The organism is Bradyrhizobium huanghuaihaiense, from assembly GCF_025200885.1.
GTDB lineage: Bacteria > Pseudomonadota > Alphaproteobacteria > Rhizobiales > Xanthobacteraceae > Bradyrhizobium > Bradyrhizobium huanghuaihaiense.
The window spans coordinates 7363365-7379332 of the sequence record NZ_CP104172.1 but is presented as its reverse complement, the minus strand read 5'-3'; the positions used below and the strand labels follow the sequence as shown (position 1 = coordinate 7379332).

Sequence of the window (15968 nt, the reverse complement as noted above, 5' to 3'; positions counted from 1 at the left end):
GCGATGCCCGCCATTCCACCCCACACGCCCACCGAAGCGATCGCCGCGATCGAGGACGTCTCGTCGCGCATCGAGGACGTCTTCGCGCGGGTCGGTCACGAGCTCGGCCGCGGCCACATCATCTTCAAGGAGCTGAACCAGGGCCTCGCGACGCTCTCCGGGGAGCTCTCGGGCGCCGAGATCGAGGGCGCCGCGACCGCGCTGCAGGAGATTGCCGCCCGGCTCAGCGAGCTGGCGCAGGCGCTGCCGGCCGAGAGCGCCCTGCTTGCGACGATCGGCGCGAGCACCGCAGAGGCGTCTTCGCTGCTGAAGCCGTTGTTCAAGCACATCCAGATGATCACCATCATCGCGCGCAGTGCGCGGATCGAGGCGGCCTCGCTCGACGGCGATCGTGAGGGCTTTCTCGCCTTCACCCAGGAAGCCTATGACCTCGGCAAGGCGGTGCAGCGTTCGCTCGAGGAGTGCGGGAGAGATCAGCAACGCCTGTCGGAAGCCGTCGCCACTGCCTCCACCCGGCAGAAGGAGTTCGAGAGCCGCTACCGAAATGAGCTGGTGTCGGAGAGTGCCGCGCTCGGCGCGGCCTATGGCGGACTGCGCGACCAGCGCAGCAAGAGCAGCCATCTCGCCGACCTCGCGAGCGCCAGCACCAGAAAGATCGCCGAGGCGGTCGGCAGCGCGATCATCTCGCTGCAGGCCGGCGACAGCACGCGCCAGCGGCTCGAGCACGTCTGTCACGGTCTCGGCCTCGCTTCCGGGTCATCTCCGAGCCTTGTTCCCGAACCGGTTGCCAGCGACGACGGCGCGCGCGCGATCTGCCGGTTGCAGGCGGCGCTGCTCAGGGACGCCCAGCGCGAGTTCGGCAGTGACATCGGACAGATCGTCCGGGCACTGACGGCGATCCTCAACGATGCCGGCAGCGTCGTCGGCCATGGTCGCGCGCTGTTCGGCGGTGAGGATGGCGGCTCGTCGTCGTTCCTGACGCGCATCAAGCAGACGCTGGCGCATGCCTCGACGTTGATCTCCACCTGCGAGGGCGCCGGCCGTTCGGTCGACGACGCGCTCGCGATCGTCGAGGACACGCTGGCGAAGTTTCGCCAGGCGATATCGGGCCTTGCCGAGGCCACCGTCGACATCACCCTGATCGGGATGAATGCCGGCCTGAAGGCAAGCCATCTCGGCAGCCGCGGCAGCGCCTTCGTCGTGATCGCCAACGAGCTCAAGGCGACTGCGGACCAGGTCTCGGCGGGCGCGGCGCGGTTGAGACCCGTGCTCGACGGCATCGAGCGTTCGGCAAGAGAGCTGAAGGAGCTGCGCGTGCAGGGTGATCCCACGCAGCTCGCCCAGCTCGAGCCGCAGATCCTCCAGGCGCTGCGCGAGGTCGAGGCGGGCAACGAACGGCTGGACAAGCTGATGAAGCGGCTCGTCGACGAAGGCGCCGAATTCGAAGGCCTGATGAATTCGGCGCAAGGCCTGATGACCACGCTTGGCGAGGGCTCCGCCGCCCTGCCTGCTGTTGCGACGCGCCTCGAGACCGCGAGCGCGGGCGCCCAGCGTCCGCAGCCGCAAGCGCAGGACGAGGCCATGCTCGACGATCTCTTCGCGCGCTACACGATGGAGCGCGAGCGGGACGTCCACCGTGAGTTCTTGCAGACGCTTGGGCTTGCGTCGATCGCCGCCACGCGGCGCGTCGAGACGGTCGAAGCCGCGGATGACGGCATAGAATTGTTTTGATCTCCGCGCCGCCGCCGCACGCCTCGGCAGCAATTCGACGGATCGGGTTTCGAGGGCGTTAACCTTGCCGTTAGCGCTGGCGGTTTGGTCATTGTCGCGCCCCAGAGTTGGCTGCAAATACCTCGTCAATTTCACGGCGAGAAATTCCGTATGTTGAGAGACGGCAAGTATGCAGCCTGGTTCAGGACCCCGCGTGGTCAGGGCACCGGCCAGGTGGACCTCACCGACGGCCAGATTTCAGGGAGCGACAGCTTCTTCACCTATGGCGGCTCGTATCGTGTCGATGAGAAGCGCTTCTCGGCGGTCTTGACCGTGAACCGCCACTCCGATGGTCCGCCGAACGTGTTTGGGCCAGACCAGGTCGAGGTCGATCTCTCGGGTGTATGCAACGGCCTGCTGGCGACCTGCACGGGAACGGCCAGGGAAGCACCCGACGTGAAGTTCGAGGCGACGCTGATCTACAGCCAGGAGGATGTGCCGGCCTCCGACGCCCGATGTGCGGTGGTGAAGCTCAACGCCGACAAGCTGCCGAAGGGCCTCGACAAACGTACCCGGCCACGCCCCGTGTTCACGCCGACCAAGACTCCCCTGTCCTGAAGTGCCGGCGTCTTAGCTTTGCATTGACGCTGTTGTCGCGAAAACATCGCGAGACTGCACTGCAGCAACCCCGCTTTTAGAGGTGACCTCTAGGTTGAGGCCCATAACAAAAGGCGGACAGGGACATGCCTCAGATCTGGATGACATATGATGAATTCGCGACGCTCAACGGCTGCAGCGCTGCCGAAGCACGGCTGCAGGCGCTGCATCTGTCGCTCGACCGCCGCAAGAGCCGCGACGGGAACACCCGCGTCAAGCTGAACCCTGTAATGATGGCCCGGTTCTTGGGGACCATTCGCGAGGCCGACTTCGCGCTCGACGATGCGATCGCGGCGCTGCGCGAGACCCATCGGCAGATGTCCGGCGTTCTCGCGACCGAGCAGGAGAGCCTCAGGCGCGGTGTGGCGTAACTCCGCTGCGCCACCTGCACTCCTAGGATGGCGGCCGCGGCAGGAAAGCCAGGATGGTTTGAGCCAGAAGGACGCCGACGGTGCCGCCGGCGGCCTTCTGCAGCACATCTACGAGCCGCGGATCGCGATCCGGCGTTACTGCTTGCAGAACCTCGAGTCCGATCGCGACGGCCAAAACGAACATGCAAGCCAGCTTGAGCCGCCCGGGCAACAGGAACGAAAGAAGGAAGCCCAACAGGCCATAGGCGCTGAAGCGCTCGATGACGACGACCCAATAGGCCTCCGCGTGGCCCACGAGCACCGGCCTGCCCGCGAGCTTGGCGAGCGTGGCGTAGATGATGAGCACGAGGCAGATTCCCGCGGCTGCGATGAGATGGTTGCGGCGCATGGCGCCAGCATAAAGGCTCTGTCCGCCGGCCGCTTTCGAAAGCCAAGAACATCGTTAAAGTTCATGAACCTTCAGGGGACGAACGCTCAGGCGCGAAGCCACGCGCCTGACGGTGACAAAGGCGTTCGCGGGACGTGACGTTCAGCGCCGATTGTAGGACCAGCCCTTGTCGACATTGGTCGGGTAGTGGGCCGCGAACTGCGGATTCTTGAGACAGTTCCGCGCCGGATCATAGATCCAGTCCGCGCATTCCCGGTAGTTGAGGAACCTGCAATCGAAGCCAAAGGCGCACCATGGCGCACCGTTCGGAAATCCGAACCGTACAGGAACTTGCGCCGACGCCATCGAAGGCAGAGCCAGGAGCAGGGCTACGGCGAGTGCGCGGGACAACATGGTGCATTCCTCCAACAACCGATCGGGCGGATATCGCAGCCGATGGCGCGATCATTCTCCGCCGAAAAAAACGACGCTCAATCTTCGTCGCCGGGCAGCTTAACATCCCGGCGCGCAGAGATCGAGTGTGCTGAAGGTATTGGGATTGCGTCGTTTGGCGGCCTTCCGTCGTCGCTTGATGCGGGGAGGCGCGTACGTCCGTGAACTGTCGTGCATGGCCGGTGCGGCGGGCGTCAGTTCTTCTTGGTGCTCTTGGATTTCAGCGACAGGCCGAGGCGCAAGGCCATGCGCTTGATCGCGTCGGGCGAGCGACCGAGAAGCTTCGCCGCCTCTTCCAGCGATGTCGAAGACTTGGCCAACTCCATCAGCCGGCGGTCTTCCTTGAACGACCAGGGCCTTCGCGCCATAACCGAAATCATCCTCTCGTCGACACAACGACAAAGCCGCCAAGCGGACCCACGTTCGCTCGACGGCTTTGCTTGGTGGGGCCGGGCCTGGGGAAAGCCCGGTGCGAAGATGGATATGCGATCCTTCGGCATTCGCAACAAACACCGTGGATTAAGCTAACCGCTCAACCTTACCGCGGTGAAATCGGCGCCCGCCGCTCCGTAGTACCACGGGGTTTTCGTCGGCCATGGCCGATCTGCGCGCTCCGATGGCCGCAAGGAGTTCGAAGGGCCGCGGCTCGCGTTCGACCTGGCCGCGATTCACGGCGTGGCGTGAGGTCGTGGCCGCGTGACGAAGCCGATCGGGCCGCGCAACTTTGTCCGAAGCCAGGGCCATCGGAGCCGGCGCGCCAAGCGCCGCATCTGCGAGTGACGGGCGCGGCGCCAAATCCGCAGACATCGTCTCGCCACGATCACTTGAATGCGATTTCAGAATCGTTGTCGCGACGGCCGCGCTTCGCCGAGGGCGGAGCCGATTTGGATTGAATCACCGCGCGGGCGCTGATCGCAACCGTGCCGAACCAGAATCGATCCAGTCGCGACGGCGGCGCGTGCCGCACTCAATCTCGACGAGCAGCATTGCGCTTCGCTCAGGCGAGACGTCACGAGATCGTCGAATTCGTTCGGCTATGGTCGCGCCAACGACCACGAACAAATCAAACAAATCAGAAGACCGAGATGCTTCAAAAAGCGCGAGCGGCGATTCCTCTCACCAAGATCAGAGAGTGGGCATTCGAAGGCGCATTTTTCAGCGTTGCGCTGATTGCGATGGCGGGATGGGTGTATTTCATCACGCTGTTGCTGGTGAGGTTGTTCGTCTGGTTCTTCAGCTGAGCGCGCGACCGATCGTTTCGCGAGCATGGTGCTGCCAAAAAAAATCGCGGGCGTGGCAAGAAAATCAGCGGCGCTCATCATGATCTCGACACAACTCGAAGACGAGACTGGCGCATCACGTCGGCGAGAGCGCTTGCGGGTATTTCTATGATTTACAACCGGCGTGGCGCGCCGGCTTGTATCGCGGCAGGGGGAGTGGATCATGACGGGAGCGCGGGTAGACGCCTTCACCAGTTCGACGAACACCGCGCCGCGGCGGTATTTCGTCGATGCGGGAGGCCGACGCGTCCTGATTGGCCTGACGCCCGAGGAGACGTTCGAGTTCGAGCGGCTCGACAGCGGACAGGCGCCGGGCCGGGTGCACCTGGCGTCCGACGGCCGCGATACGTGGCCTGATGCCGGCGAGCGGCGCCGGCTCGAGCTCTACGAGAAGCACGAGGGCGCCTGGAAGGCCTGGATGGCGCAAAGCCGCACCGAACGGCGCGAAGGATTCAGCCTTTATTAACCATCCCGGACCCATTTTCTGGTCTGGCGCCTCGAACCGGAAAATGCACGCATGTTTCAGCTCTTCTTGCGGGCCCGCACCCATAACTTCCTGAAAGACCGTTTCGGGGGAGAGCAGACCTTCCGGGCGCGCTCGCCCGAGCGCGACGCCGAAACCGATCGCACGCGCATCGAAGCCATCATGAGCGCGATCGAGGACGCGCTCCATGCGGCGGAACGGGAACAGTCGGGCTTGAACCGCCGGGTGGAAGACGTGCTGGCGCGCGCGGCGGTGACCATCGGCAATGGCGACGACGAATATCTCGAGCGCGAGGCGCTCGACAACCATCACCAGGATTTGTTCGACAAGGAGATCCTGAACGGCCAGCGCCGGCTCAAGGAGCTTGGCGCCTCGATCGCGCATTTCAAGTTCCTGAAGGCGGCGATGCTGAGCCGCTTTCCTGAATACAAGCCTCCGGCAAGCTCCACCAATTAGAGTGTGGGGTGTCGTCGGCTAGATCGCGAGCATGCTGTTGCCCTGGATGGACAGCAGCGTCAGATTTCCGGTGGCGTACGCGCCGGTATCGATGTTGGCGCGGTTCTCCAGCAACTCGGCCTGCTTCACCGGCGTGTGACCGTGCACGACGTATTTGCCGAACCGCCTTTTGCTCTGGAGGAATTCGTCCCTGATCCACAACAGATCGGACTCGCGCTGCTCGGAGAGCGGGATGCCCGGACGCACCCCGGCATGGACGAAGAAGAAGTCGCCGCATGTGAATGTCGGCCGCAACTGGCGCAGGAATGCAATGTGCTCCGGCGGCATCGCGGATGAGAGCTCGCGCACGAGGTCGGATTGTTCGTCCTTGCTGAGGCCCGGCGCTGCCGACACGCCGTACGACATCAAGGTCTGCAGTCCGCCGAACTGAAACCAGTCGGCGGTGCGGGAGGGATCCTCCAGCACCGAGGTGAAATAGGCCTCGTGATTGCCTTTGAGAAACACCGTGTTGCGGCGGCGGCTGCGGCTGATCAGGAGGTCGAGGGTGTGGCGCGAATCCGGCCCGCGGTCGATGTAGTCGCCCAGGAAGACCTCGATGGCGCGATAGGGCCGGCTGTTCGCCATGTCCGCGTCGATGACGGCAAACATCTGTTCGAGCAGATGCGCGCAGCCGTGGATGTCGCTCATCGCATAGATGCGCACGCCGTTGGGTAGCTTCGGCCGTGGCGAATTTTTGGGCGCGGTCGCGGGCATGGGGTGCAACTCTTTCAGAGAGCTTCGCCCGGGATGTCAATATGCTATCGGCGAAAACGGGATGCCACGAGCCGCTTTTTCCCTGGCTTCCGCTTCTGAAGGTTGATTTGTGCTACTGACCGATATCTCGCGCGTGGCGAGCCGTCGATCCCAAGCACATCCAGCCGACTAGCCGAAGCTACGGCTGTCGAACGAGGGCGCGGCCTTGCCGCGATAGGCGGACGCCCGCGCGCGGACCAGAGCCGCGCCGCAGAAATAGCCGAGCTGGAGCACGGCCGCAAAAACAAGAATCGTCACAACGGTGTGAGCCGAATCATGTCCTTGCCAAGTCAACCCCGCACCGAGGATCACGGCACCGACAACGATGACGGGCGGCAGGATGAAGATGCGGAATCGGCCTCCCAGCAACGATCCAATCAACAGGCTGAAAACGGCAACCGTACTCACGACACAACTCCCCGAATTGGTCACGAGTGTTAATGGCCGCGAGCTAATAACGGCTTAAGCGGAATAGTTGAACAGTCGTTCAAATGCGCGCGACGCGTTGCGCGCAAATGACGCGATTTGACGGAAATCGTGGCGTGATGCCCGCATAATTGTCACGTGTGTGACAGTAGTTTGAGCATTCTCTCGCAGCGACGCTGCATTGCATAAAAATCGATTTGATTTTTTCGGTGCACTGCCGCAATGTCGCTTTGTTTAGTTAAGATATACTTCGGCGCACGTCGAAAATTTTCGATTGAATTGCTCGCATCCATTGCGAGAGCGTGACGAGGCAGCGAGGTTCGGATGGCTGTAGCAACTTACGGTTCGGAAAACTATTATTCGGGTATATCGAACCGACGCGGTGCCCTCCAGAGACCCCTCCAGGTGGCTTTGATCGCCGGTGACTTCGTCGCGGTGCTGCTCAGCTATTTCGCGGCGAGCGGTTTGTATCGCGTGCTGGTGGTCGAGCAGGATTCATCCGTCGGAGCAGGTCTCGTCGTCGCCGCGGTGTTCGTGATGATCGCCTACTTCCAGGGCGTCTACGATCACCATCGCCTGCTGAACACGATGTGGCAGCTGCGCAAGAGCCTGGCGGTCTGGCTGATCTCGCTGACCATTCTCGCCGTCGAGGCGTTCTTGCTCAAATCGTCTGCGGATCTGTCGCGCGGAACCACGCTGCTCTTCGCCGCGACCGGCGGCATTGCCCTGGGCGGACTGCGCGCGTTGTGGCGCCTCGGCCTCACCTCGAGCTATGCCAAGGGCCGTCTCGTCGACCGCAAGGTCGTGCTGCTCAGCCTCAAGCCGCTCGATTTCACCTCGACCCGCTTCAAGGATCTGCGCAAGCACGGCTTCAACGTCGTGCGGCATTTCGTGCTCGAGCCGTCCGAGGAGGGCGCAGGCTGGGATCGCGAGATCCGCGACATCATTCGTCAGGCCCGGACCGCGGACGTGGAAGAATATCTCCTGGTCATCGACTGGGACGAGATGCCGCTTCTCCAGAAGCTGAGCCAGCACCTGCGCGTCGTTCCGCAGCCGATCCGCCTGCTGCCGGATTTTCCGATCGCCGATCTGGTCTCGCGTCCGTTCCAGCCCGTCAGCGGCACGGTCGCGATCGAGATCCAGCGTGCGCCGCTCAGCGTGTTCGAGCAGGCGCAGAAGCGCTGCCTCGACATCGGCATTGCCTCGTTCGCGCTTTTGTTGCTGGCGCCGCTGCTGGTGACGGCGGCGATCATGATCAAGCTCGATTCCAAGGGCACGGTGATCTTCAAGCAGTTCCGGCGCGGCTTCAACGGCAAGCAGTTCGAGATCTGGAAGTTCCGCTCGATGACCGTGGCGGAGAACGGTCATGTCGTCACGCAGGCGACCAAGAGCGACGCGCGGGTGACCCGTGTCGGCCGCGTGCTGCGGCGGACCAGCATCGACGAGCTGCCGCAGCTCTGGAACGTTTTGCGCGGCGAGATGTCGCTGGTCGGGCCGCGCCCGCATGCGCTCGCGCACGACAATTACTACGACCAGCTCATCAGCAATTACGTCTACCGGCATCACATGAAGCCGGGCCTGACCGGTTGGGCCCAGGTCAACGGCTTCCGCGGCGAGACGCCGACCATCGATCTGATGGAAAAGCGGGTCGAGTACGACGTCTGGTACGTCAGTAACTGGAGCATCTGGCTCGACATCAGGATCATCCTGAAGACCGCATTGGCGCTGATCCACCAGGAAGCCTACTGAGCCGGGCTGCAGTTGAGAACCGGGAGGCTGTAGCTTTCGGTCTCTCCGTCCAAAGAAGGTTGGGCTGCGAACGGACACGGCACGTCCGCTTCTCTGCTCGTCGCGCGTGAAGATCACCGCGGGCGCAGCCATCGGCTTCGTGATCTTCCACGCTGTCGCGCATGTGTCCTAGAAGTATTTCGAATCGCCGATCCTGCGCAGCCGCCGCGGGCTGACCACGTTCTTCCTGCACTACCTGCCCGAAACCCGCCCGCAGGGTGAGCCGCGAACCGAGCTGAAATAGATCTAGCGGCTCACACGAAAGCCGTCGCCTTCGGCTGGATAGCAGCGGTGACGAATCCGCAGCCCCTTCTCCGCGACGAAATGCGAGAACAGGTCGCGATCGGCTTCGGGGGCCGTGCAAGTGCGGTCGAGCAGCGCAATCCGCGCCGCCGTCCCTGCCGCCTGATAGAGCGTGGCGGCGCTGGGGAACAGGCGGGCCTGGAAGATGTCGGCGAAGTCCTGGGCGGCGTAATCCCTGAGTGCGGGCGAGGCCGCGTGGAAGACGCGAAGCGCGAGCGGGGCGCGGATGAGCTGGAGCCAGGCCTCGTGCGGCGCGAAGCGATAGGACAGGTCGAGCAGCTCCGCCGTTCGCGGTCCAAAGCCCACCTGGCGAATTTCGGCCCAGTAGCTGCCGAACCAGCCCAGCGCTTCGGTCGGTGCGCACGCGAGCAACGCCTGGCTCGTGGACGCGACCGCGTCGGTGTCGACGTCGATCTGTTTCAGGTTGCCTGTGCGCGCGGAATCGTCGGCGATCGCGAGCTGCAGCAGCAGCAGTTCGCGCAGCGTCTTGGCGCTGCATAACCGGCGCGCGGACGGCAGATTGTCCGCGACGATCCATCTCAACCGATCGACCTCATAGCGCTCGCCGCGCGCGACACGGCCGGCGATCTGCGGAACCGCGGGATTGGTTACATCGGGGACGACGGCAGCGATCCAGACCAGCGTGACCGCAGCGAGGGCGACGGTCGAGCCGCGCAAAAGCCAGCGAAACGCCCGTTCTCCCGCCTGCGCTGCCGGTTCGGTGGCGCTAGGCTCCCTCGACATAATAGCTGTTGTAGTGCGAGCCTTTGTACGCCTCGATCCGCTTCAGCATCTTCGGATTGGCGCGGTTGAGCACGGCGCCGAGGAGCTTCTTCTGGATGCCTTCGGAGCTCGCCATCGACTCCTGCAGCGCGTTGCGGCTCGTGCGGCCCCACTCGATGACGTAGACCATGGCGTCGACGAGATGGCTGACCGCCTTCGCATCCGTCACCGGCATCACCGGCGCCAGATCGATGACGATGTACTCATACTCCTCGCGCACCACCGCGAGCAGGTCGGCCATCGCCTTGGAGGCGATCACGTCCGCCGAATTGACCATGCGCGACGCGACCACGGAGGGCAGGAAGTCGAGCCCGCTCTCCTTGCTGCGCTGGATGTGATAGCCGAACGAGCGCGGATCCTTGAGGGCCTCGACGAGGCCGGTCTTGGAATGGGGGGCCAGCGCCCGCGTCAGCGAGCGCGTATGGAGGTCGCCGTCGATCAGCAGCGTGCGGTGGCCGGTCAACGCGGTCAAATGACCGAAATTGGCGGCGACCGTGGTTTTTCCTTCCTTCGGCAGGGACGAGAGGATGCCGATCACCTTGACCTCGCGCGAGAGCCGCGCGACGTCGATCGACACCTTGATGTTCCGCAATGTCTCGGCAAATCGCGAGAACGGGTGCTCGACGACGTAACTGGATACGTTCGCTTCCGGATGGTCCGCCGACGCTCTTGCCGGACGAATGTCGGGGAGGACACCGAGGCATTTCACGCCGAGCTGGTCCTCGACGTCGCTCGGAGAGCGCAGTACGTCGCTCATCAGCTCCTTCGTGAAAGCGGCACCGAAGCCGAAGCAGAGGCCACCGAGGAGGCCGCCGGCCAGCGCCAGCAGCGTCTTGGGCGAGCTCTTCTTGTCCGGCTTGACCGCCGTGCTGATGATGCGTGCTTCACTGATCGGGAAGCTCTGATTCTGCGTCGCGTTCTGGAGCTTTTCGAGGAAGTTGTTGTAGAGGTTGCGATAGGTGTCCGCCGCGCTCTCGAGGTCGCGCAGCTTGACCTGGGCCTGGCTGGTGCTGCTGGCCTGGGACACCAGATTCTTGAGATTTTCGTCCAGCGACGTCTCGCGGCTCTTGGCAATCTCGTATTCGCTGCGATAGGCGTCCGCGATGCGGCGGACTTCGTCCGCGATCGCCTTGCGCAACTCTTCCATACGGTTGGACAGGTTGATGGCAGCCTGGTGGGTCTTGCCGTAACGGCTCGACCAGTCGGCGTACTGGGCCGCGAGGTCGAGATATTGGGCGCGAAGTCGCGTGATGACGGTGTTGTTGAGGGCGTCCGTGACCGTCGGCTGGACCAGGTCCTTGTCGAGCAGCGCCTCGATCCGGTCAAGGCGAGCCTTGGCTTCTGCCGTTGCCGCGCGCGCAGTGACCAGCTGCGAGTTGGCGTCGGCGAGCTGTTGCTCGCTCATCAGGCCGCGGCTGGTGCCGACGATGTTGTTCTCAGCTTTGAAGGTCTGCACGGCGCGGTCGCTGGCCGTCGCCTGCTCGCGCAGCTCGGCGCTGCGCTGCTGAAGCCATTCGCCGGCGCGCTTGGTCGACTGATACTTCGCCTCCAGAGCACCAACGATATAGGCGTCCGCGATCGCGTTGGCGATCTTCGCAGCCTTGTTCGGATCGATCGAGCGGTAATTCATGGAGAGAACATAGGTCGTCAGCACGCGCTCGACCTTGAGATTCTTCTGGAGCAGCTCGACCGCGCCCCGCTCGACCCGCTCCTTGCTGGGAGGGCCGTCCGATCCGAACAGCCCGATGACCTTGCCGATGACCAGCGGAATCAATCCGGGCTCCGAGCCGTTGAATTCCGCGTCTTCGGTAAGCTTCAAGCGCCGGACGATCGACAGCAGCAAGTCGTCGGACTGGAGAATCTCGACCTGACTGTCGACGAAGCCCGGGTCGATCAGCGCATTCGCCGTTCCGCTGTCCTTGTCCAGCACCTGGGTCTGACGCGTGTCCATCAGGATACGCGCGTTCGCCGTGTACATCGGCGTCGCGACGATAAGGTAGACGAGAACGAGTGCGAGCGCGCCGGCCACGACGGCCGCGATCAGCGGCCACTGGCGACGCACGATGTCCAGAGCGCGCTCGGCGCTGAGCGTCGTGCCACCGACCTCGATGGCATATCTCGGGCGGTGCGGAAACTGATCTCGTGGCTGAAACATTTCTGGAAATCTTGAGGTTGTCACTCGGGAAGGGGGACGGGTTTGAACGGATCGGCGAGTTCGGTCTTCCATTCACCCGACATCAGACCGGCGCTCGAGCTTGAGCTTGCCGGCACTGCAGGTGGAGCGGGGCTGCCCGGCGCGGGCGCCGCCGCCGCATCCTGGTCCCCGAAATATCCCTTGAGCACGGCGCCGTCGTGCAGCTTGGCGACGAACTCGCTGATCCTGCGTGCGACGTCGGGCTTGGTGGACACGCAACGGTCTTCAGCACGATGGAGCCCGGCGCCGATGGCAATGCGATCGGCCTGGCTGGCCTCGCGCAGCATCGCACGGACCGAATCGAGTGCAGCGATATCCGTCACCAGCACCCCGGTCAGCCGGCCCGTCAGCTTGTCTCTGTCGTTCTTTGACGATCGAAGAATGACCGTCGGGTCCGCGATGAAGGCGCTGACTGCGGCCGGAGGGGCGCGCTCGGCGCGGTCGACGCATTGAGCCCGCACCGGCGTTGCGAAGCTCGCGCACAGTGCAACGACGAGGGCCGCAGCGATCCGTGAGGCCACAGCATGGCCACGCAACAAGCTATCGAGTTTGAGGAGGATCGCGCTCATATCTCGTTGCGAAGGATTGATGGCAGTGGGGGGATTTAGGCCGTAGGTCCTTGATGGCCCAAAACTATGTCAAATTCTTGTGCGGCGCAAAATATAAACCAGCGCGGACCGAATTGCCATCCTTGCCACCGCAATTCAACATGAACGAAGCTTGTGCTGCGATCAGGCAGATTCAGCGAACGTTTGCACATACCCGCATGCGTGAAGCACGATTCTTAGGCAAACACCACTGCCCACGACAAAGGCGCGAGGGGCGGTCCATCGACCATCTCCTCGCGCCTGTGAAACTTGTGACTGAGAGGCGGGTAGACTGAAACGTCGTCCGGTTACTGGACGGTCCGCAGCATCGCGAGGCGGGTGGCGCGAAGGCGCTCGCCATGCTCGCCGATCGCGACCCAGAACCGCGGATTGCCGGCGGACTGCATCGAGATCCACTCGTATTCCGCCGCATTCCAGGGGCGCACCGAAGCGGACAGATTGTCCAGGACGAAGTCGCCGTCGGCGAGCCGCGCGACCAGCACGAGATGGCCCTGGCCGCCATTGGTCAGCACAACTGCAAGTCGCAGCGCCGAGCTCGGCCAGCCCATCTCGATCAGCTGATGACGCTTTGTGACGGCGTAGTCGTTGCAGTCGCCGGCGGACGGCGCAATCGTCCAGCGTGCCACCGTCGGATTGGTCGATTTCTGCATCGGCGTGATCGATGCGTTGACCGCGCTGTTCACCTCGCGCAGCATGCTCATGGCCCGCTCGCCCGAGGGCAGGGTCCGCTCTGCAGAGTCGGCGGCGCATTCGCTGCCGTTGTTCATGCAGAATTTGACGAACTGCAGCGGCGCGAGCGCATTGTCGTACTCGCGGATGAACGTACCCTTCGCCTGATTGAGCGAACCGTCGTTCACGATTTCGGCCTTGGCGGCAGCACCGGTCGACGCGATCCCGATCGCGACCAGCGACTTGATGATCCAGCTCATGACATCCCCGTTTCGTCTTTTTTGTTGACGCTACGGGTATCTCACAAACGATTTGAACTTTGGTTCCGCGGAAATTTACAATTGTAACGAAATCGGCCGGTCGCTGGACCGGCCGGAGCAGGGTGGTTAATGCGCTGCCAACGCAGCGATTCCCGTCGTCAGCGCGACGGGCTTACCGAGGTCAGAACCGAAGTCGTCGTGGCTGCAAACAGTGTCTGCGTCTGCGTCTGCGACGCCGCGCCGGGGCCGGCTTGATTCAGGGCCGTGGGCGTCGTCGAGCTCGCCGCGCCGGCGCGGGCTTCCGCGGCGGTCGCGCCCGGGCCGCCTCCGGCCGTCGTCTCTCCGGTCGGATCGGCGCCGTTCGTCGCTTCGGTCGGGATATCGCCGGTGATGCTGGTGAATGAGGTGATGAGGTCGGGATTCTCGGTCCTGAGGACCGCTTCCTGGATCAACTGCGCAACTTGAGGCTGCGACAGGACACAGGTCGAGGCGGCCGTGCCGAGGCCCGCGCCGATGGCGCGGCTTTGATCGGCGCTGCTGGCCTTCGCCAGCGAGACAATGCCTTCGACGGTCTCGGGGCGGGCGGTCAGGAGGTCGCGAACAGCCGATGCGAGGCCGCCTTGTCCGTCCTTGAACTGGTCGAGCAGGCCGCTCGGATTGGCGAGAAAGTCGGTCGCACGTTCGGCCGAAACGATCCCGGTGTTGGCAACGCAGCCCGCGCTGACACCCGTTGCGCCGAATGCCGCCGACGTTCCGGCGAACATCGCCAGTGCTCCGACGATCGCGCCAAAGCGCCTATCAAAATTCCAAATCATTGCCCTGCCCAATTCCAATATTTTCAGTTTAACTCGATTTGCACCAACTTGCCACGTTCTTTTCGAAATTGTGACGGTAGCGATTGCGCGAGGCCGCATCCGACAACGGCCGCGAAAAACACGCCGTAGCCGGGGATTTGTAGCGAGAAATCGATGCAGCTATGTGTAACTCCCAACACGGCGACGCTTGCGCCGATCACGGGTATGTAGCGATCACGCTTCCGGCGCAAGCTGCCGGTGAACAAATGGTAAAAGCACCAGAGGCTGACGAGCGCGATCACGGCGAAGGCGGGAATGCCCAATTCGACGGCAATTTCCAGTGGTGTGCTGTGAGCGCGATCCCAGATGCCGAGACTGCCGAGTGCTGCGGGCCGAATGGCGGGAAAAACCGCCTCGAAGTTGCCCAGTCCAATGCCGAGCAGCGGGTGATCGGCGATGATTCCCGCTGATGTCTGATAGGCGGCAAGCCGCTGAGGATCGATCAGCCCGTATTCGATGATTCGGCCGGCCACGAGGCCGCCGACGAGTTGTAACAGCACCAGCGCCGCCGCCGCCGAACCTCCGATGACCAGCCATTTCCTCGATCTGCCGAGCTCGAGAGGAATGAGATAAAGGACGATGGCGAGCGCGAACGCACCGACCGACAGCAGCAGGCCCGCCCGTGATCCGGTCATGGCGAGCGCGATCGTGCAGATCGCGAAGCCTGCGCCGAGCGCTATCGGCGCGGAAAGGACCTCTTCCAGCCGCGATCGCCAGTTCGGTTGCGCTGGCGCGCCGCCTTCCTGACGGTGCATGCTGCGCAGGAGAGGCACCAGAAACAGCAGAGCGCAGCTGCCCCAGAACGTCGCCGCCGTATTTCGGTTGACGAACGTTCCCGTGGCAAAGCCCAGATAGGCGTCCTTCTGCCTGAACAGCACCATGTCAGGCGCGATCAGTTCGGCGAGAATTCCATAGAGTGCATACAGGCAGCCCGCCCACGCCAGTATTCGCAGCAGCGCGCGCGCGGCTCCCGCATCGCTTGCAAGAATGATTGCGCGGGTGAAGGCGAGCGACAGCAGCAGGACCGAACCAAATGCCAGCCACGGGCCGCGCGCGGTCGCGGAGAGGCGGCCCGGCAATGCGAGGCCGAATAGCCGTCGCGGCAGTTCCCAGATGGCTGCGGATTGTGCAGTGGGGTCGCTCCACATTTGTAACGCAATCATGACGCCCACCGTTGCGACGGCGACTGCCACAGGAATCAGCAGCATGGCGTTGCGACGACTCACGACTGAGAGATCAGCCGTCAGCAGGCTGCAAACGAGCAGCAAATTCCAGACACAAATCCACGCGAGGTCGAGGGATCCGAGCGGAAGTGGCGCCAGCACGAACACGGCTGCGGCGAAAAATCGCGATATCGCGCCCAAAGGCCCCTCTGTCATTCAGCTCAGCGCAGACGGAGCTATCAGAACTTCGCGCGAGATCAAGTTATTGCGCATCCTGTCACGATTTCAGCACGATCGGCGCGTTTACCATCGATGGATGCAACGGCCGAACATCAAGCGACGATGAGCGC

18 protein-coding genes are annotated in these 15968 nt (G+C 63.3%); 7 read left to right on the top strand and 11 right to left on the bottom strand.

Annotated elements, in window-relative coordinates:
* The first annotated feature begins 3 nt into the window (after positions 1-3).
* The 3 genes from N2603_RS34820 to N2603_RS34810 all read left to right on the top strand — a co-directional run bounded on the left by N2603_RS34820 (position 4) and on the right by N2603_RS34810 (position 2738).
* On the top strand, positions 4-1731 hold the full coding sequence (locus N2603_RS34820; RefSeq protein ID WP_260385682.1) for a chemotaxis protein: 1728 nt from the start codon (positions 4-6) through the stop codon (positions 1729-1731).
* A 150-nt stretch (positions 1732-1881) separates the two neighbouring features.
* Positions 1882-2328, top strand: a complete 447-nt coding sequence (locus tag N2603_RS34815) for a hypothetical protein (RefSeq protein ID WP_260385681.1) — start codon at positions 1882-1884, stop codon at positions 2326-2328.
* A 125-nt stretch (positions 2329-2453) separates the two neighbouring features.
* Positions 2454-2738 (top strand): hypothetical protein, encoded by a 285-nt coding sequence (locus tag N2603_RS34810; RefSeq protein ID WP_260385680.1) that lies wholly within the window; start codon positions 2454-2456, stop codon positions 2736-2738.
* Between the two features lie 22 nt (positions 2739-2760).
* Here the strand turns inward: N2603_RS34810 and N2603_RS34805 are convergent, their stop codons facing one another.
* The 3 genes from N2603_RS34805 to N2603_RS34795 all read right to left on the bottom strand — a co-directional run bounded on the left by N2603_RS34805 (position 2761) and on the right by N2603_RS34795 (position 3926).
* Positions 2761-3126, bottom strand: coding sequence for a VanZ family protein (locus tag N2603_RS34805; protein ID WP_311740725.1), 366 nt, complete (start codon positions 3124-3126; stop codon positions 2761-2763).
* A gap of 141 nt (positions 3127-3267) precedes the next feature.
* Entirely contained in the window at positions 3268-3519 is a 252-nt protein-coding gene (locus N2603_RS34800) for a hypothetical protein (protein WP_260385678.1), read from the bottom strand.
* A 233-nt stretch (positions 3520-3752) separates the two neighbouring features.
* Positions 3753-3926 (bottom strand): hypothetical protein, encoded by a 174-nt coding sequence (locus N2603_RS34795; RefSeq protein WP_183246004.1) that lies wholly within the window; start codon positions 3924-3926, stop codon positions 3753-3755.
* A gap of 717 nt (positions 3927-4643) precedes the next feature.
* Here N2603_RS34795 and N2603_RS34790 point away from each other — a divergent pair.
* The 3 genes from N2603_RS34790 (at position 4644) to N2603_RS34780 (ending at position 5778) form a co-directional block, all read left to right on the top strand.
* On the top strand, positions 4644-4799 hold the full coding sequence (locus N2603_RS34790) for a hypothetical protein (protein ID WP_018644038.1): 156 nt from the start codon (positions 4644-4646) through the stop codon (positions 4797-4799).
* A gap of 202 nt (positions 4800-5001) precedes the next feature.
* Complete coding sequence (locus tag N2603_RS34785) at positions 5002-5304, top strand: hypothetical protein (RefSeq protein WP_260385677.1); 303 nt, start codon at positions 5002-5004, stop codon at positions 5302-5304.
* A 51-nt stretch (positions 5305-5355) separates the two neighbouring features.
* A complete protein-coding gene (locus N2603_RS34780) occupies positions 5356-5778 on the top strand; it encodes a hypothetical protein (RefSeq protein WP_018644040.1) in 423 nt (140 codons plus the stop codon).
* 18 nt (positions 5779-5796) lie between these two features.
* Here N2603_RS34780 and N2603_RS34775 read toward each other — a convergent pair whose 3' ends face one another.
* Both N2603_RS34775 and N2603_RS34770 read right to left on the bottom strand, forming a co-directional pair.
* The gene (locus N2603_RS34775; RefSeq protein WP_260385676.1) at positions 5797-6531 is read right to left on the bottom strand and encodes a metallophosphoesterase family protein; all 735 of its coding nucleotides are present in this window, start codon (positions 6529-6531) and stop codon (positions 5797-5799) included.
* Positions 6532-6699: 168 nt separating this feature from the next.
* The gene (locus N2603_RS34770; protein ID WP_260385675.1) at positions 6700-6978 is read right to left on the bottom strand and encodes a hypothetical protein; all 279 of its coding nucleotides are present in this window, start codon (positions 6976-6978) and stop codon (positions 6700-6702) included.
* A gap of 342 nt (positions 6979-7320) precedes the next feature.
* Between N2603_RS34770 and N2603_RS34765 the strand changes: the two genes are divergently transcribed.
* Positions 7321-8745 (top strand): undecaprenyl-phosphate glucose phosphotransferase, encoded by a 1425-nt coding sequence (locus N2603_RS34765; RefSeq protein WP_311740724.1) that lies wholly within the window; start codon positions 7321-7323, stop codon positions 8743-8745.
* Between the two features lie 285 nt (positions 8746-9030).
* Here N2603_RS34765 and N2603_RS34760 read toward each other — a convergent pair whose 3' ends face one another.
* The 6 genes from N2603_RS34760 to N2603_RS34735 form a co-directional block, all read right to left on the bottom strand.
* Positions 9031-9831, bottom strand: a complete 801-nt coding sequence (locus N2603_RS34760; RefSeq protein ID WP_260385673.1) for a hypothetical protein — start codon at positions 9829-9831, stop codon at positions 9031-9033.
* Positions 9815-12025, bottom strand: coding sequence for a GNVR domain-containing protein (locus N2603_RS34755; RefSeq protein WP_260385672.1), 2211 nt, complete (start codon positions 12023-12025; stop codon positions 9815-9817). The genes N2603_RS34760 and N2603_RS34755 overlap by 17 nt, the downstream gene beginning before the upstream one ends.
* Before the next feature lie 20 nt (positions 12026-12045).
* Positions 12046-12633, bottom strand: a complete 588-nt coding sequence (locus N2603_RS34750) for a hypothetical protein (RefSeq protein ID WP_018644047.1) — start codon at positions 12631-12633, stop codon at positions 12046-12048.
* Positions 12634-12959: 326 nt separating this feature from the next.
* Positions 12960-13601 (bottom strand): transglutaminase-like cysteine peptidase, encoded by a 642-nt coding sequence (locus N2603_RS34745; RefSeq protein WP_260385671.1) that lies wholly within the window; start codon positions 13599-13601, stop codon positions 12960-12962.
* A 158-nt stretch (positions 13602-13759) separates the two neighbouring features.
* Entirely contained in the window at positions 13760-14365 is a 606-nt protein-coding gene (locus tag N2603_RS34740; RefSeq protein ID WP_260385670.1) for a hypothetical protein, read from the bottom strand.
* Between the two features lie 74 nt (positions 14366-14439).
* On the bottom strand, positions 14440-15819 hold the full coding sequence (locus tag N2603_RS34735; protein ID WP_260385669.1) for an O-antigen ligase family protein: 1380 nt from the start codon (positions 15817-15819) through the stop codon (positions 14440-14442).
* Positions 15820-15968: the final 149 nt, after the last annotated feature.